Origin of the sequence: Haloarcula sediminis (assembly GCF_035656455.1) — an archaeon.
GTDB lineage: Archaea > Halobacteriota > Halobacteria > Halobacteriales > Haloarculaceae > Haloarcula > Haloarcula sediminis.
This window is the reverse complement of the sequence record NZ_JAYMGA010000009.1, coordinates 22,075-35,507: the sequence shown is the minus strand read 5'-3', so window position 1 is coordinate 35,507 and position 13,433 is coordinate 22,075. Positions and strand designations below refer to the sequence as shown.

Here is a 13,433-nt window from a genome sequence, read left to right as displayed (position 1 = left end):
CCGCGCCTTCTTTCAATGTACACGCCGATGGGGGGCCCATGAGCGAGCACGGCTCCGGGACACCGCTGATAGATTCGAACCTGTTTATCACCGTTTCGGGCCCGCCCGGCTGTGGCGCGTCGACGCTGTGTACCCGCCTCGCCGAGGCGATGGACTGCCCGTACGTCGCCGGTGGCGACATCTTCAGGGACATCGCCGCGGAGCGGGACATGACTATCACCCAGCTGAGCGCGAAGGCCCAGGAGTCCGACGAGATAGACCGGGCCCTGGACCAGCGGCTCCGGGATATCGCCGAGCAGTGGGGGACGGCGAACAAGCCCTTCATCCTCGAATCGCGCCTGGCCGGCTGGCTGGCCGGCGACCGCGCCGACCTGCGCATCTACCTCGACGCGCCCGAAGACGTACGGATGGACCGCATCGCCGACCGCGAGGAGACCGCCGCCGAGATGGGCGTCCGCGAGGTTAGCGAGGCCGGGCGCTACGAGTCCTACTACGAGATCGACGTCGACGACCTGGAGCTGTACGACCTCCACCTGAACACCGCCCGGTGGAGCCAGACCGGCGTCTTCGAACTCGTCCGGGCGGCTATCGAGCAGTACGACCCCGAGTCCGACGAGGGCGCGTTCGGGACCACCCCGGTCGACATCGAGGTCTGATACTGTCGGCTGTAACATTACGGAAGAATTCGGCACCCCGCGGTGTCGAATATCTCCACGTACTTACAGCCGACAGTATGAGGCCCCGCCCGCCGTCTGAACGGTACGTTTTCGGTCCCGCGAGCCCTGCGATTGGCATGGACCAACGCGTACGCGAGCACGCACGAACGCTCGTCGAGTGGAGCGCCCGTATCGAGGCCGGCGACGACGTCGTCGTCGAGGTCGGCGAGGGTGCCCACGACCTGGGCGTCGCCGTCGCCGAGCAACTGGGCGAGCAAGGCGCGAACCTGCTTTCGACCTACCGCTCGCCGGAACTCCAGCGCGCTTACCTCCGCGCTCACGGCGGCGAGTTCGAGCGCAACCCCGACCACGAACTGGCGCTGTACGACCGGGCCGACAGCGTCCTGATTCTGAAGGGGTCGAACAACACCGCCGGGAGCGCCGACGTGCCCGGTGGCGTTCGTCAGGCCCATTCGAAGGCCCGCCAGGGAATCCGTGAAGCCCGCCTCGACACCGACTGGGTCTCCACGCAGCATCCGACGAGAGCGATGGCCCAGCAGGCCGGGATGGCTTACGAGGCGTATCAGGACTTCGTCTACGACGCGACCCTGCGCGACTGGGAGGCTCTGGCGGCGGAGCAAGCGAAACTGAAAGACATCCTCGACTCGGGCGAGACGGTCCGCATCCGCGCCGAGGGGACGGACCTCACGCTCGATATCGGCGGGCGAACCGCGGTCAACTCCGCCGCCAGCGTCGCCTACGACTCGCACAACCTCCCGTCGGGGGAGGTCTTCACCGCGCCAGCCGACACCGCCGGCGTCGTCACCTTCGACGTGCCGATGACCGTCCAGGGCCGACGAGTTCGGGACGTGAAACTGACCTTCAAGGACGGCGTCGTGGTCGATTTCGAGGCCCAGCAGGGCGCCGACGTCATCGAGGAGATACTGGAGACCGACGGGGGCTCGCGCCGGCTGGGCGAACTCGGCGTCGGGATGAACCGCGGCGTCGACCGCGTCACCGACAACATCCTCTTCGACGAGAAGATGGGCGGGACCGTCCACCTCGCGCTGGGGCGGGCCTACGACGCCTGCCTGCCGGAGGGCGAGGCGGGCAACGAGAGCGCGGTCCACGAGGACCTCATCACGACGATGGGCGAGGGGTCGCTGCTGGAGGTCGACGGCGAGACGGTCCAGGCGGACGGACGGTTCGTCTGGGAGTAAGCCAGCGGCGTGAGCCGTCCATGTGGCGGCCGACGCTGTGGCTCAGGTGGGAACTGGCCCAGTCCGCGAAAGGGGTGGGGTGGGGGGTGGTGGCACCCAAAGTGGGTGCGCTCGGGGATTCGACACTGGTAGCAAAGAAGGTTCCGGCCGACGTACGCCGGTTTTATCGCTTGGCTGACCCGTCGTCACCGCGGCGATAACACCTATGTGCCGGCGACGCATACCACCGTTCGTGACGACGGTGTCGTCGGACGGTATCGAGGCTGACATCCGGATTCGCACGGCCGAGCGGGCGGACCTGCTTGCGGTCCACCGAATCGAGCAGTCGGTGTTCCCCCAGCCCTGGCCGTTCTCGGCCCTGGAGAGCTATCTGGGGGAGGCCGGCTTCCTCGTCGCCGAGACCGACACCGACGACGCCCGCGTCGCCGGCTACGTCATCGCCGACACCGTGCCGAACCACGGCACGCCGCTGGGCCACGTCAAGGACCTCGCGGTCCGGGACGACTGTCGCCGCGGCGGCGTGGCGACGGCGCTTTTGTGCCGGGCGCTCTCCGTTCTGGAGTCGGTCGACGCGGGGTCGGTCAAACTGGAGGTGCGGGCCGAAAACGCGGGCGCCCGACAGCTCTACCGCAACTTCGGCTTCGAACACAGCAAGACGATCCCGAACTACTACAGCAACGGCGAGGACGCCCTGGTGATGGTCCGACAGCTCTCTGAGTCGACCTGATTATACGGCTCCGGTCCCTCGTTGCAGCCACAATGGGATACGCCTGCCCGGTCTGTGGCGACCCACAGGCCGACGCCACCCACCTCGCGAACCACCTCGCCTTTACCGCCCTGACCGGCGGGGACGACCACGAAGTGTGGCTGGACGACCACGTCGAGGAGTGGGGCCAGCTCGGCGAGACCGAACTCGCCGAGCGCGTCGTCGACCACGCCGAGCAACGGGAGTTCCCGCAGGTGTTCGAGGAGAGCGGCACGGGCGACCACGGGCACGACCACACGGCCGACCTCCCACCGGGGGCCGACAGCCACCGCGACCGGTCGATGAGCGACGACGACGCCGAAGTGCTCGCGGAGGCCCGGGAGCTGACAAAGGAGATGCTCGAAGCGGCCGATTCGGACGACACCGACGACGGCGCGTCCTCGGCCGGCGTCGAAGACGAAACCGAATAGTCCCGCGAGCGCCAACGGCCCGCCATGGAGACCGAGGGGCAGTTCTCGCCGACGACAGCCGCCGCGGCGCGTGACCGCTACGAGTCGCTTGGCTCGACCGCACAGGTCGTCGTCAAGGAAGTCGCGAAGGCGATGGGGCTCGACGCCGAGGAGTACCGCGAGCGCGTCACGGGCGAGGTCGTCGAGACGGCCCGGGACGTGCTCTTTGCCGAGTCGCTGTCGGTGACCGTCGGGACCCGTGAGGAGTTCGAGGCCTGGCGGGCCGACACCGACCACGCAGTCGAGGTCATCGGCGCGGACAACGTCGACAACGTCGTCTGGCACGCGCCGGAGTTCGCCGACGAGGCCGTCGCTGCGACCTACCAGTCCGAGCGCGAGGCCGCCGTCGGCACCCTCCGTCGGCAGGCCTTCGGGCGTCTCTACAGCGAGGTCGTCTGATGCGCCGGGTGACCCGGAACTTCCTGCTGGCGATGGGGGTTCTCGCCGTCCTGTTGCTGGCGCTTGGCGCCTTGCCGGGCTATCTCACGAGCGGTGACCCCTACTACATGACCGCGACGCCCGTCGGCGAAGCCGGCAACGCCACCGCCGCGAACGCGACAGCCGGGACCGCGACGCCTGCCAGGACCGCTACCGCAGCGAGCGCGAGGGCTGTCGACGCCGCCAACCTCTCCGAGCGGCGCTACCCCTACACGACCGAGGCGCTGGAAAACGCGACCGCCGACAGCGCGGGCCGGTCGAGCGCCTACTACCGGGGTCCTGTCGGTATCAAGGGCGCCTTTACTCACTCGCCGTTCGACGAGCGCGACGCGCTCGTCCAGCGGTACTCCGGGGCGGCCGACGGCGACACGGTCCGCGTGCGCAGCGACGGAACCGTTTACCGGCTGGCGGTGACACAACAGGCATGAGCCGCGACCCGACCCACGAGTGGCCCGTCCTCGAATCGGAAGCCGAGTACGAGACCGGCTGGTACACCGGCGGCTACGACCGCGTGCGCCAGCCCGACGGCTCCGAGAAGGCGTACTACTGGGCCGACCTGCCCGACGCCGTCGTCGTCGTCGCCCGCACCGGCGACGAGCTGGTCTTCGTCGACCAGTACCGCCCGACCGTCCGCCAGCAGTGTCTCGAACTCCCCGCCGGCATCGTCGAGGACGGCGAGTCCTACACCACCGCCGGCGCCCGGGAGCTGCGCGAGGAGACCGGCTTCGAGCCCGCCGGCGTCTCGCTTCTGGAGTCGTTTGACTGTGCGACCGGCGTCCTGCGCCACCGCCGGGCCATCGTCTTCGCCGAGGGGCTCACGCCGACCGACCAGGAACTGGACGACAACGAGTTCCTCTCGGTGACGACGGTCCCAATCGAGGACGCGCTGGCTGTCGCTCGCCGCGAACCGGCCAACGACGCCACTATCGAGGGCGTCCTGCTCGCACAGGCCGAGGGGCTCATCTGAGTCCCGTCTGCTGTCGGCCGCCGGGCACTGGCCCACTCCGGAGCCGATTTACCGCTCGACGGCCACGAACCGGTATGGACGGCGAAATCGGGAACGAAGAGATGCGTGAGCTACTCGACGCTGACGACGCGCGGATAATCGATATCCGCTCGCCGGCGGCGTTCCGCCGGGGACACATCCCCGGAAGCGAGAACGTTCCGCTTGACTCGCTTGTCGATAGCGTCGAGCAGTTCGACGACACGGAGCGGGTCGTCACTGTCTGTCCGAAGGGCAAATCGAGCGTCCAGGCGGCCCGACTCATCGCCTCGTACGAGGGCTTTACCGGTCGCGTCGAGAGCTTCGAACCGGGACTGTCGGGCTGGGAGGGGTCGTTCGACGACGGCGACAGCGGGGCGGGCGCCGACACGACGCCCGGCGACGAAGGGCCGGACGCACCGTTCTGACTGGCAGTTGCGAGCGCGCCACACACGACTCTATCGGGGGCGGTTTCGACAGCACTCTGTCGGCGGTGAGCCCCGCTTCAGTCGGGCGGTTCTCCATGCGAACTGTGGGGGTCGGTTCGCTCACCGGAGCCCGTCCAGTCGCTCGCCCAGTACCGCTCGAATCGCGCCGCTGTCCCCGCCGATGCGGACGATCTGGTAGCCCGCGTCGACCGCCGCCCGGGCCGACGCCACGTCGTTGCGGATGCGGCCGATGGGGACCCCGGCGTCGAGACAGGCCGCAAGCGTCCGGTCGATAGCCGACTCGACGGTCTCGGCGTTTTTCGCCAGCGGCTCGCCGCCCGAGAGCGATATCGAGAGGTCTGCCGGACCGACGAAGGCGAAGCCGAGCTGGGGCACGTCGAGAATCCCCTCAACGTTGTCGACGGCGGCCTGGTTCTCTATCATCGTCCCGACCAGTATCTCGCTGTCCTCGCCGCCGACGAAGCTGTCGACGTAGCCGGCCCACTCGCCCGAGCGGCCGACGCCGACGCCGCGGTCGCCAACGTCCCCGTCGTAGGCGAAGTAGGCGGCCTCGACCGCCGGCCGGAGGTCCTCGGCGCTCTCGATGCGGGGCAGGAGAACGGTCCGGACGCCCGCGTCGACCACCTTCCGGACCAGCGCCGGCTCCGGCTTGGGGAGCCGGACCAACAGCTCGATGTCTCCCACTTCGGCGGCTCGCGTCAGCTCCTCGATCGCCGTGCTGTCGTAGGGGCTGGGACCGCCGTGTTCGAGGTCAACCCAGACGTAGTCGAGTCCCACGTCGCCGAGAACCTCGATGGCCGTCGGCGAGTACGTCTCGGTGCTAGCACCAAACACCGTTTCCCCGCGCTCTAGGGCGTGCCGGAGCGCGTTCTCGGTTCTCATCCGACCGCCCCTGTTGTGCCGGCGTTCGGGCCGCCGGCTCGTCCGACCGTCACGGTTCGTGGCATGGTACAACACAGCACTGGCTCGGTCTTAAAATGTAGGTGTGGTAACTGGTGGTGTCACCGTGGCCGCGGGACGATGCGAGGCCGTTTCGGCCACTGACGGCGCGGTCGGACGTCGGCACGCGAGGGCGCCCTCGGCCCGTGAGCGACGGACAGCAGTGCTTGCCACTTGCTAGCACAACAAAACAGCTATGGAAACACAGCCTCTCAGTCCTATCATGGAGTCTACAGGAAACGACGCAGTACGAGTCGGACTGAACGGGTTCGGTCGCATCGGACGCACCGTTTTCCGCGCCGCCCTCGACGACGACCACGTCGAGATCGTCGGCATCAACGACGTGATGGACAACGAGGACATCGCCTACCTGGCCAAACACGACACGGTGATGGGGACCCTCGACGGGGTCGAGGTCACCGACGGCGAACTCGCCGTCGAGCGCTCGGATTTTTCGGCGCCCCTCTACGGCGAGACGTCCCCGGCCGACCTCCCCTGGGGCGAGCTGGACGTCGACGTCGCCTTCGAGTGTACGGGCATCTTCCGGAGCCGCGACGACGCCGCCCAGTATCTCGAGGCGGGCGCCGACACAGTGCTCATCTCCGCGCCGCCGAAAGGCGACGAGCCGGTCAAGCAGATCGTCTACGGCGTCAACGAGGACGAGTACGACGGCGAGGATGTCGTCTCGAACGCCTCCTGCACCACGAACTCCGTGACGCCGGTCGCGAAGGTGCTGGACGAGGAGTTCGGCATCGAGTTCGGCCAGCTGACGACCGTCCACGCCTACACCGGCTCACAGAACCTCATCGACGGACCCCACGCCAAGCAGCGCCGCGGCCGCGCGGCCGCGGAGAACATCGTCCCAACGAGCACGGGCGCGGCCAAGGCCGTCACCGAGGTCCTCCCGCAGCTTGAGGGCAAACTCGACGGGATGGCGATGCGGGTCCCGGTTCCGGCCGGCTCGATCACGGAGCTGGTCGTCACCCTCGACGAGGACGTGACCGAGGGCGACATCAACGCCGCGTTTCGACAGGCAGCCGAGGGCGACCTCGCGGGCGTGCTGGGCTACACCGACGAGGAGATCGTCTCCTCGGACATCGTCGGCCTCCCGTTCTCGACGTACGTCGATCTGAACTCGACGAACGTCGTCGGCGGAATGGTCAAGGTACTCACGTGGTACGACAACGAATACGGCTTCTCCAGTCGGATGCTTGATGTCGCCCAGTACATCGCCGAGAACTGACCGCCGACGCGCGCTACTCCCGGCTCCGCCGGCCTATCGCGTCGTCGTAGACGATGCCCCGATCGGCGTCGAGGGTCACGGTGTCGCCCTCGGTCGCGTCGCCGGAGATGTCAGCGGCCGCCACCATCGGGACACCGAGCTCGCGCGCGACCACCGCCGCGTACCCCGTGGTGCCCTCGTGGGCATCGACGATGCCGGCTAGCTTCCCGGTGTCGCCGCTGAACTCCCCGTCGAAGTCGTCGGGAACGTGCAGTATCGCACCGTCGGGGACGGCCGAGAGGTCCCCGTCGCCGACGCGGTGGAACGGGCCGGAGACGAGCCCGGAGACGACCGACTGGCCGACGCCGACGGTCTCCGAGGCGACGTGTATCTTCAGCATGTTCGAGGTGTTTACCCCTTCGAGTTCCGTCATCATCCCCGAGAGTACGACGACCGTATCGCCACTCTCGGCCACGCCGACATCTAGGGCCGACTGGACGGCGTTGTTGATGACTGCCCCGGCGCCCTCGACGGTGAAGGGCGCCGTAGCCGGGTGGATACCCCACGACAGCGTCAGGCGGCGACAGACCTCGCCGCTCGGCGTCGAGGCGACGATAGGAATAGAGGGCCGGAACTTCCCGACCTTCAGCGCCGTGTATCCGGATTCGCTCGCCGCGACGATGGCGTCCGCGCCGACGTCCCGCGCGAGAAAGCGCGCCGACCGGGCCAACGCGTCGGTCCGGGACGCGTCGGCGTCGGGGACGTGCTGTTCGAGCGCCTCGTCGTACTCAGGGGCGTCCTCGACGTCGCTGACGATGTTGACCATCGTCTCGACGACGCGGATCGGGTGGTCGCCCATCGCGGTCTCGCCCGAGAGCATCACTGCGTCGGTGCCGTCGAGTACGGCGTTGGCCACGTCCGAAGACTCCGCGCGGGTCGGCCGGCGGGCGGTCGTCATCGAGTCGAGCATCTCCGTCGCCGTGATGACCGGCACGCCCGCGACGTTGCACTTGCGGATGATGCGTTTCTGGACCATCGGGACGTGTTCCAGGGGCATCTCGACGCCGAGGTCGCCCCGCGCGACCATCACCCCGTAGGCGGCGTCGATGATGTCGTCGATGTTGTCGACGGCCACGTCGCGCTCTATTTTCGCGATGACCGGGATGTCCGCCCCGAGCTCCTCCAGCGTGGCGCTGATTTCCCGCACGAACTCCCCGTCACGGACGAACGAGGCCGCGACGAAGTCGACCCCCTTCTCGGCCGCGATTTCGAGTTCGCGGCGGTCCTTTTCGGTCACCGTGGGGAGGCCGAGTTCGACGCCCGGGACGATGACCCCCTTTCGCCCCCCGAGCGGACCGCCGTTCTCCAAGGTCGCGGTGACGGTCTCGCCCGCGACCGACTCGACGGTCGCCGCGATCCGTGCGTCGTCGAGCAGGATGCGGTCGCCCGGCTCGACGGCCGAGATGTCATGTGAGAGGCCGATTTTCTCGGGTGTCGCCGCCGTCCCCTCGGTGAACTGTACCGTCGAGCCGGCCGTCAGCCGGATTGGCTCTTCCAGGGGTGCCGTCCGGACTTCGGGGCCGGGCAGGTCGAGCATCGCCGCGATCGGGTGGTCGGCGGTCGCGTCGGCCTCGCGTATCCGGTCGATGACGGTCCGCCGGTGGTCGGGGTCGCCGTGGCTCGCGTTCAGCCGCGCGACGGCCATCCCCGCGTCGGCGAGCCCCCGTAGCGTCTCCAGCGAGTCCGAGGCCGGGCCGATGGTACAGACTATCTTCGCCGACCGCATCTCAGGTTCGCCCCCCGATACGCAGCCGCTCGTTCAGCTTCGCCGTCCGCCCGCCGCTCCGATGCGAGCCCACCGACTCGATGCCGTGGTCGACGCCCGGCCCGACTCCCCCTGCCTCGCGAGCCGACGCCTCGCTGGATGCCGCTGTGTGGCCGGTACTGCTGCTCGTCGTCGATACGTCTGTCTCGCCTGTCGTGTTCCCCCGCGAATCCAGTACGCGTCCCAGCGTGGTGTCAGTGGTGCGTGTCATGGGTGTTCCGAACGGGAGAGCGGGGCCAGTGTCGGCGACCCCACACGTGTATAAGTTCCAGTGAATTTCTTCCCCATTGTCATACAACTTCCGGCAACACGCTGAAAGACCTTCCGGTGGTTCCGACGCCGCTCACATGCCGGTGCTCGAAAGACAGGGGCCGACTGCCGCCGCTTCGTCTCGAAGTTTCTTCGCTTCACTCAGGCTCCTCTCCCGCTCAGAGCTCCCGACGGTCGCCGTTCCGTTACGAGGGGTCGCTCACGCTGTTTGTTCGCCCTCGCCTACCACGTCCTCGTCGGTCGGTCCCTGGCCGTCGAACTCGGCGACGAGGTCGTCCAGCCGGGCCGGGTCCTCGACGTAGGGGAGCCGCTCGTCGGCGGTCGTCGACTCGGCGTCGACGTCGAGGTGATCGCAGGCGAGGTCGGCCGCTGCTGCCGCCATCTGTCGGTAGGTAGTTAGCTTCCCGCCGACGATGCTCGCCATGTTCTCGACGCCGTCGTCGGCGTGGTCAAGCAGGAAGAAGCCACGAGAGATACCGCGACCGCCCCGGGCCTGCTCGTCGGGCGCGAACAGCGGCCGGATGCCCCACCAGGTCCGGACCTCGGGCGCGTCTTCGACCGGCGGGAGCATGGCCCCACACTCCGCTCGGGTCCGCTCGACTTCGGTCTGGTCGGTCTCGAAGTCGTCCGGGTCGTCGACGTCGATGCTCGTCGTCCCCAGCACCACCTCGTCGCCGTGGGGGACGACGATGTCGCCGTCGTCCGGGTCCCGACAGCGGTTCAACACCGGGTCGAGCCCGTCGTACTCGACGGAGAGCATCACGCCGCGGTTTGGCTGCATCTCGACATCGAGACCGGCCATCCCGGCCAGTTTCCCAGCCCACGCCCCGGTCGCGTTGACGACGTAGTCGGCCGTGATGGTGGTGTCGACGCTTCCACCGACCTCCACGCCGGTGACCGTCCCGCCGTCGCGGGTGATGCCTTCGACGGGCGCGTGGGTGTGGATTGTCGCGCCGTGGTCGCGCGCGTCGGCCGCGTTGGCCGCACAGAGGCGGGAGGGGTAGATGACCGCGTCGGGCACCGTCATCGCCCGCTCGGTCTCCGCGGCGAGGTTCGGGACGCGCTCGCGGGCTTCGTCGCCGTCTAGCTCCTCGACGGGAATGCCGATGTCCTCACAGGCGGCCCGCTTCGCCTCGAAGTAGTCGGGGTCGTCGCCCGCCAGCTGGACGAACAGGCCGCCCGTGTCCCGGATACACGCGCCCGCGATGTCACGGAGGATTTCGTTCTCTTCGAGACACTCCTCGGCGCCCACGCGGTCCGCTTCCGCGTAGCGGGCGCCGCTGTGGAGCAGCCCGTGGGAGCGCCCGGAGGTCCCGCTGCCGATGCCGTCCCGCTCGACCAGTGTCACGTCGACCCCCCGCAGGGCGAGGTCGCGCGCGATGCCAGCGCCCGTGGCGCCGCCACCGACGACGAGTACGTCTGTCTCGTTTGCCATACCCTGGCATAAGGGCAGTTGACACATCACTCTGTCGACGGCGTCTCCACTGGTAGCTATCCGGTGAGTATCCCACGACGTCCCGAAGCCGTCGCTCATCGGTCACGGAACGGTGGCTCAGTTGAACGTCTCGTCACAAGGGGCTCAGCGGGGGTAACATTTCGTCATCGCCACCATGGTAGTGTAGACGGCTCTCTGTGAAAAACTCGTTTATTGGCGTACGGACTGACCGAATACCCGTCCCAGCCAGCGGGCCAGACGGCGCCAACTGACGACGACACAATCTATTTTATATGTTGTTGCATACAATCGGATAGTGTCCGAGCTAACGAAACAACGAACCACGGTCTGTATCGATGTCGGCACTGGGACCGACGTATTCCGCCTCAGCGCGGCCGACGAGATACTCGACCTTCTCGTCGACGCCCACGAGACAGAGTTTTCGATTTCCGAACTCGTCGACGCGACGGGCGCCGCCCGGTCGACGGTCTGGCGGGCCGTCGACCTGCTCGATAGCCTCGGTGTCGTTCGCGTCCGTGAAACACCACAGCGCAACTACGTCTCCATCGACCCCGAACGTCTGCAGAAGGACGACCCGATACTGGCTATCGAACAGACTGAGTTCCACGACCCGATTCGGGCGTTCGTCGAGCGCGTGCGAAATACCTTCGACGAGAGCGACGACATCGATCTACTCGTCGGTGTCGTCGTCTTCGGCAGCGTCGCCCGTGGTGAAGCCGATAGACGGAGCGATATCGACCTGTTCGTCGTCGTCGACGGCGACCGGACGAGCGCCCGTCGACTCGTGACCGACGTCGTGAGCGACCTCTCCGATGAACGTTTCGACGGCGACCGGTTCGCGTTCGAGCCCTACGTCGAGTCCGTCGACAGCGCGAACCGCGCCGGGTCGAAGCTCCGCGAGATATTTGAGGAGGGCATCACTGTGGTCGGGAGCGAGCGCCTCCAGTCGCTTCGCAAGGCGGTGTTCGCCAATGAGTAGCACGCGTATCGAGCAACTCTTGAACGATGCCCAGGCCGCGTTCGACCGTCGTCCCACTGACATCGAGTCGGGACTAGACGTATCCGATGCGGCGTTGCTCCAACTCCGGAAAGCGTGCCGACTACTTGCCGGCGCACAGTCACTTCAGGAAGAGGGGTATTATACGCTCGTCATCGAAGCGTCATTCGTCGCGATGGAACGGACAGTCGAGTTCCGCCTTCTCGAACGTGGGACGATGGAACCGGCTGACCTACCCGGCACACACCCAGGCGTGTACCGCGAGGCGGCAGCGGTTGGCATCTTCGACAAATCGGTGGCCGACGACCTCGCGGACCTGTGGCGCGACCACCGGGCGAAGACGTACTATCAGGACGGCCTCGCCGCCGTGGAGCGTGCTGAAACAATGTACGCGCTAGCCAAGGAGGTCCACGCCTTTGTCGTCGGCCGGTCCACACAAGGCCACGAGTGTCTGTGTGAATAGTACGGCTGCTGGGTCTGGAAAATCTATTAATAGAAACTGGGGCTCAGCGGGGGTAACTGTTCGTCATCGTCACCAGTAGTCGGTACACCTTCACCGCTGAAAAATTCGTCCATTGCCGCGTCGTAATCGAGAGTAGCACGAGAAGTAACGGCACTCCGGCTCGACCTACAACAGAAACCGGCCACCAAAATGAGTTGAATGGGGCCACTCGATGAATCTGAAAGCAGGTATATCGGTTATATGCCTCAGATTGGACAGCAAGTATCCGAGTAGGCAAACTCGTGCGTTACAGTACGCCGAGCGCGATCCCACCACCGACTAATATCGTCAACAAACCGGCGGCTCGGCCGAGCATAATCGACTCCTCACTCATCTCGATATCGGCCGCACTTTGTTTAGTCCCCATCGCCTTCTGGACGCGCTTGAATTTGTCTACAAGAGGATGATTCACAGCGGCTAACGCACCCATCGCTGCGATTGCAAGCCCAAGCCCGACCCGGAAAAAATCGGCCATAGAAGTGGCTAGCAGGTAGCCACATAAATGGTTGTATTCAGCACAAGGTTCAGATCATCTCATAGATTTGGGATTTCTGAATGCGCAGCTGACCACCGGAAAGAACTACTGTTTCCACACCAGCTCACCAGTCTATTAATAGAAACCGGGGCTCAGGGGAGTAACTGCTCGTCATCGCCACCCGAAACGATGAGTGAGCCTGCCAACGGTACCGACAGCGAACCGAAAGCGATGTGTAGCGTACATCGATACATACGGGCAATGTATAGCGACATTCTGGTTCCGACGGACGGCAGCGAGTCAGTCAATCAGGTGCTGGAACACACGACCGACATCGCCGAGGGACGGGACGTCACCGCCCACGTGCTGTACGTCGTCGACGACCGGGCGTTCCTGGCGATGGACGACGAGATGCACGACGAGGTCCTTGAGAACCTACGAGCGGAGGGGCAAGCGGCCGTCTCGACGGTCGCGGAGGCTCTCGAAGCGGACGGTATCGAGGTTACGACGGCTATCTCGCGGGGGAACCCGGCAGACCTCATCGTCTCGTATGTCGAAGAGGCCGGTATCGACCTCGTCACGATGGGGACACACGCGGGCGAGTACGAGAAGAACATGCTCGGGAGCACCTCCCAGAAGGTCGTCACGAAGTCGCCCGTTCCGGTACTGACTGTCGACGTATCCGAGTCGGGCGACGAGTAGGGCGCTCTACCCGCTCGCGGGTGCTGTGTCGCCCCGTTCGACGGTATCGACGAGCCCGCAGTGACTCCCCTCGCTGCCATCCCCC

General features: G+C 66.6%; 17 protein-coding genes. 12 read left to right on the top strand and 5 right to left on the bottom strand.

The genetic code is table 11. The annotated features are described in order from the left end of the window. The first annotated feature begins 38 nt into the window (after positions 1-38). The 8 genes from cmk to VJ162_RS15165 all read left to right on the top strand — a co-directional run bounded on the left by cmk (position 39) and on the right by VJ162_RS15165 (position 4,939). Entirely contained in the window at positions 39-656 is a 618-nt protein-coding gene (gene cmk / locus VJ162_RS15200; RefSeq protein WP_407066867.1) for a (d)CMP kinase, read from the top strand. Positions 657-793: 137 nt separating this feature from the next. Next, the gene (locus VJ162_RS15195; RefSeq protein WP_324665474.1) at positions 794-1,876 is read left to right on the top strand and encodes an aminopeptidase; all 1,083 of its coding nucleotides are present in this window, start codon (positions 794-796) and stop codon (positions 1,874-1,876) included. Positions 1,877-2,108: 232 nt separating this feature from the next. After that, positions 2,109-2,603, top strand: a complete 495-nt coding sequence (locus VJ162_RS15190) for a GNAT family N-acetyltransferase (RefSeq protein WP_324665472.1) — start codon at positions 2,109-2,111, stop codon at positions 2,601-2,603. A gap of 32 nt (positions 2,604-2,635) precedes the next feature. After that, complete coding sequence (locus tag VJ162_RS15185; RefSeq protein WP_324665471.1) at positions 2,636-3,052, top strand: DUF5810 domain-containing protein; 417 nt, start codon at positions 2,636-2,638, stop codon at positions 3,050-3,052. A gap of 24 nt (positions 3,053-3,076) precedes the next feature. Further along, complete coding sequence (locus VJ162_RS15180) at positions 3,077-3,490, top strand: DUF5809 family protein (protein WP_324665470.1); 414 nt, start codon at positions 3,077-3,079, stop codon at positions 3,488-3,490. Further along, positions 3,490-3,957 carry a hypothetical protein gene (locus VJ162_RS15175; protein ID WP_324665468.1) on the top strand — a complete coding sequence of 156 codons (468 nt, stop codon included), beginning with the start codon at positions 3,490-3,492 and terminating at the stop codon, positions 3,955-3,957. Before VJ162_RS15180 ends, VJ162_RS15175 begins: the two co-directional genes overlap by 1 nt. Further along, positions 3,954-4,496: an NUDIX hydrolase gene (locus tag VJ162_RS15170; protein ID WP_324665466.1), complete on the top strand. Its 543-nt coding sequence runs from the start codon at positions 3,954-3,956 to the stop codon at positions 4,494-4,496. The genes VJ162_RS15175 and VJ162_RS15170 overlap by 4 nt, the downstream gene beginning before the upstream one ends. Positions 4,497-4,570: 74 nt before the next feature. Next, a complete protein-coding gene (locus VJ162_RS15165) occupies positions 4,571-4,939 on the top strand; it encodes a rhodanese-like domain-containing protein (RefSeq protein ID WP_324665464.1) in 369 nt (122 codons plus the stop codon). A gap of 120 nt (positions 4,940-5,059) precedes the next feature. Here VJ162_RS15165 and VJ162_RS15160 read toward each other — a convergent pair whose 3' ends face one another. After that, positions 5,060-5,842, bottom strand: coding sequence for an HpcH/HpaI aldolase family protein (locus VJ162_RS15160; protein WP_324665462.1), 783 nt, complete (start codon positions 5,840-5,842; stop codon positions 5,060-5,062). Between the two features lie 280 nt (positions 5,843-6,122). On the opposite strand from VJ162_RS15160, the gene gap reads away from it, so the two are divergent. Continuing rightward, positions 6,123-7,142, top strand: a complete 1,020-nt coding sequence (gene gap, locus VJ162_RS15155; RefSeq protein ID WP_324665460.1) for a type I glyceraldehyde-3-phosphate dehydrogenase — start codon at positions 6,123-6,125, stop codon at positions 7,140-7,142. Positions 7,143-7,155: 13 nt separating this feature from the next. On the opposite strand, the gene pyk is transcribed toward gap, so the two are convergent. The 3 genes from pyk to VJ162_RS15140 form a co-directional block, all read right to left on the bottom strand. Next, positions 7,156-8,907: a pyruvate kinase gene (pyk, locus tag VJ162_RS15150; RefSeq protein WP_324665458.1), complete on the bottom strand. Its 1,752-nt coding sequence runs from the start codon at positions 8,905-8,907 to the stop codon at positions 7,156-7,158. A gap of 1 nt (position 8,908) precedes the next feature. Next, complete coding sequence (locus VJ162_RS15145; protein WP_324665456.1) at positions 8,909-9,157, bottom strand: hypothetical protein; 249 nt, start codon at positions 9,155-9,157, stop codon at positions 8,909-8,911. A 258-nt stretch (positions 9,158-9,415) separates the two neighbouring features. Further along, the gene (locus VJ162_RS15140; protein WP_324665454.1) at positions 9,416-10,651 is read right to left on the bottom strand and encodes an FAD-dependent oxidoreductase; all 1,236 of its coding nucleotides are present in this window, start codon (positions 10,649-10,651) and stop codon (positions 9,416-9,418) included. 316 nt (positions 10,652-10,967) lie between these two features. On the opposite strand from VJ162_RS15140, the gene VJ162_RS15135 reads away from it, so the two are divergent. Further along, on the top strand, positions 10,968-11,651 hold the full coding sequence (locus tag VJ162_RS15135; RefSeq protein WP_324665452.1) for a nucleotidyltransferase domain-containing protein: 684 nt from the start codon (positions 10,968-10,970) through the stop codon (positions 11,649-11,651). After that, positions 11,644-12,132 carry a hypothetical protein gene (locus tag VJ162_RS15130; RefSeq protein ID WP_324665450.1) on the top strand — a complete coding sequence of 163 codons (489 nt, stop codon included), beginning with the start codon at positions 11,644-11,646 and terminating at the stop codon, positions 12,130-12,132. The genes VJ162_RS15135 and VJ162_RS15130 overlap by 8 nt, the downstream gene beginning before the upstream one ends. Positions 12,133-12,418: 286 nt before the next feature. On the opposite strand, the gene VJ162_RS15125 is transcribed toward VJ162_RS15130, so the two are convergent. Then, positions 12,419-12,646 (bottom strand): hypothetical protein, encoded by a 228-nt coding sequence (locus VJ162_RS15125; RefSeq protein WP_324665449.1) that lies wholly within the window; start codon positions 12,644-12,646, stop codon positions 12,419-12,421. Positions 12,647-12,907: 261 nt separating this feature from the next. Between VJ162_RS15125 and VJ162_RS15120 the strand changes: the two genes are divergently transcribed. Next, positions 12,908-13,348, top strand: a complete 441-nt coding sequence (locus VJ162_RS15120; protein ID WP_324665448.1) for a universal stress protein — start codon at positions 12,908-12,910, stop codon at positions 13,346-13,348. Positions 13,349-13,433: the final 85 nt, after the last annotated feature.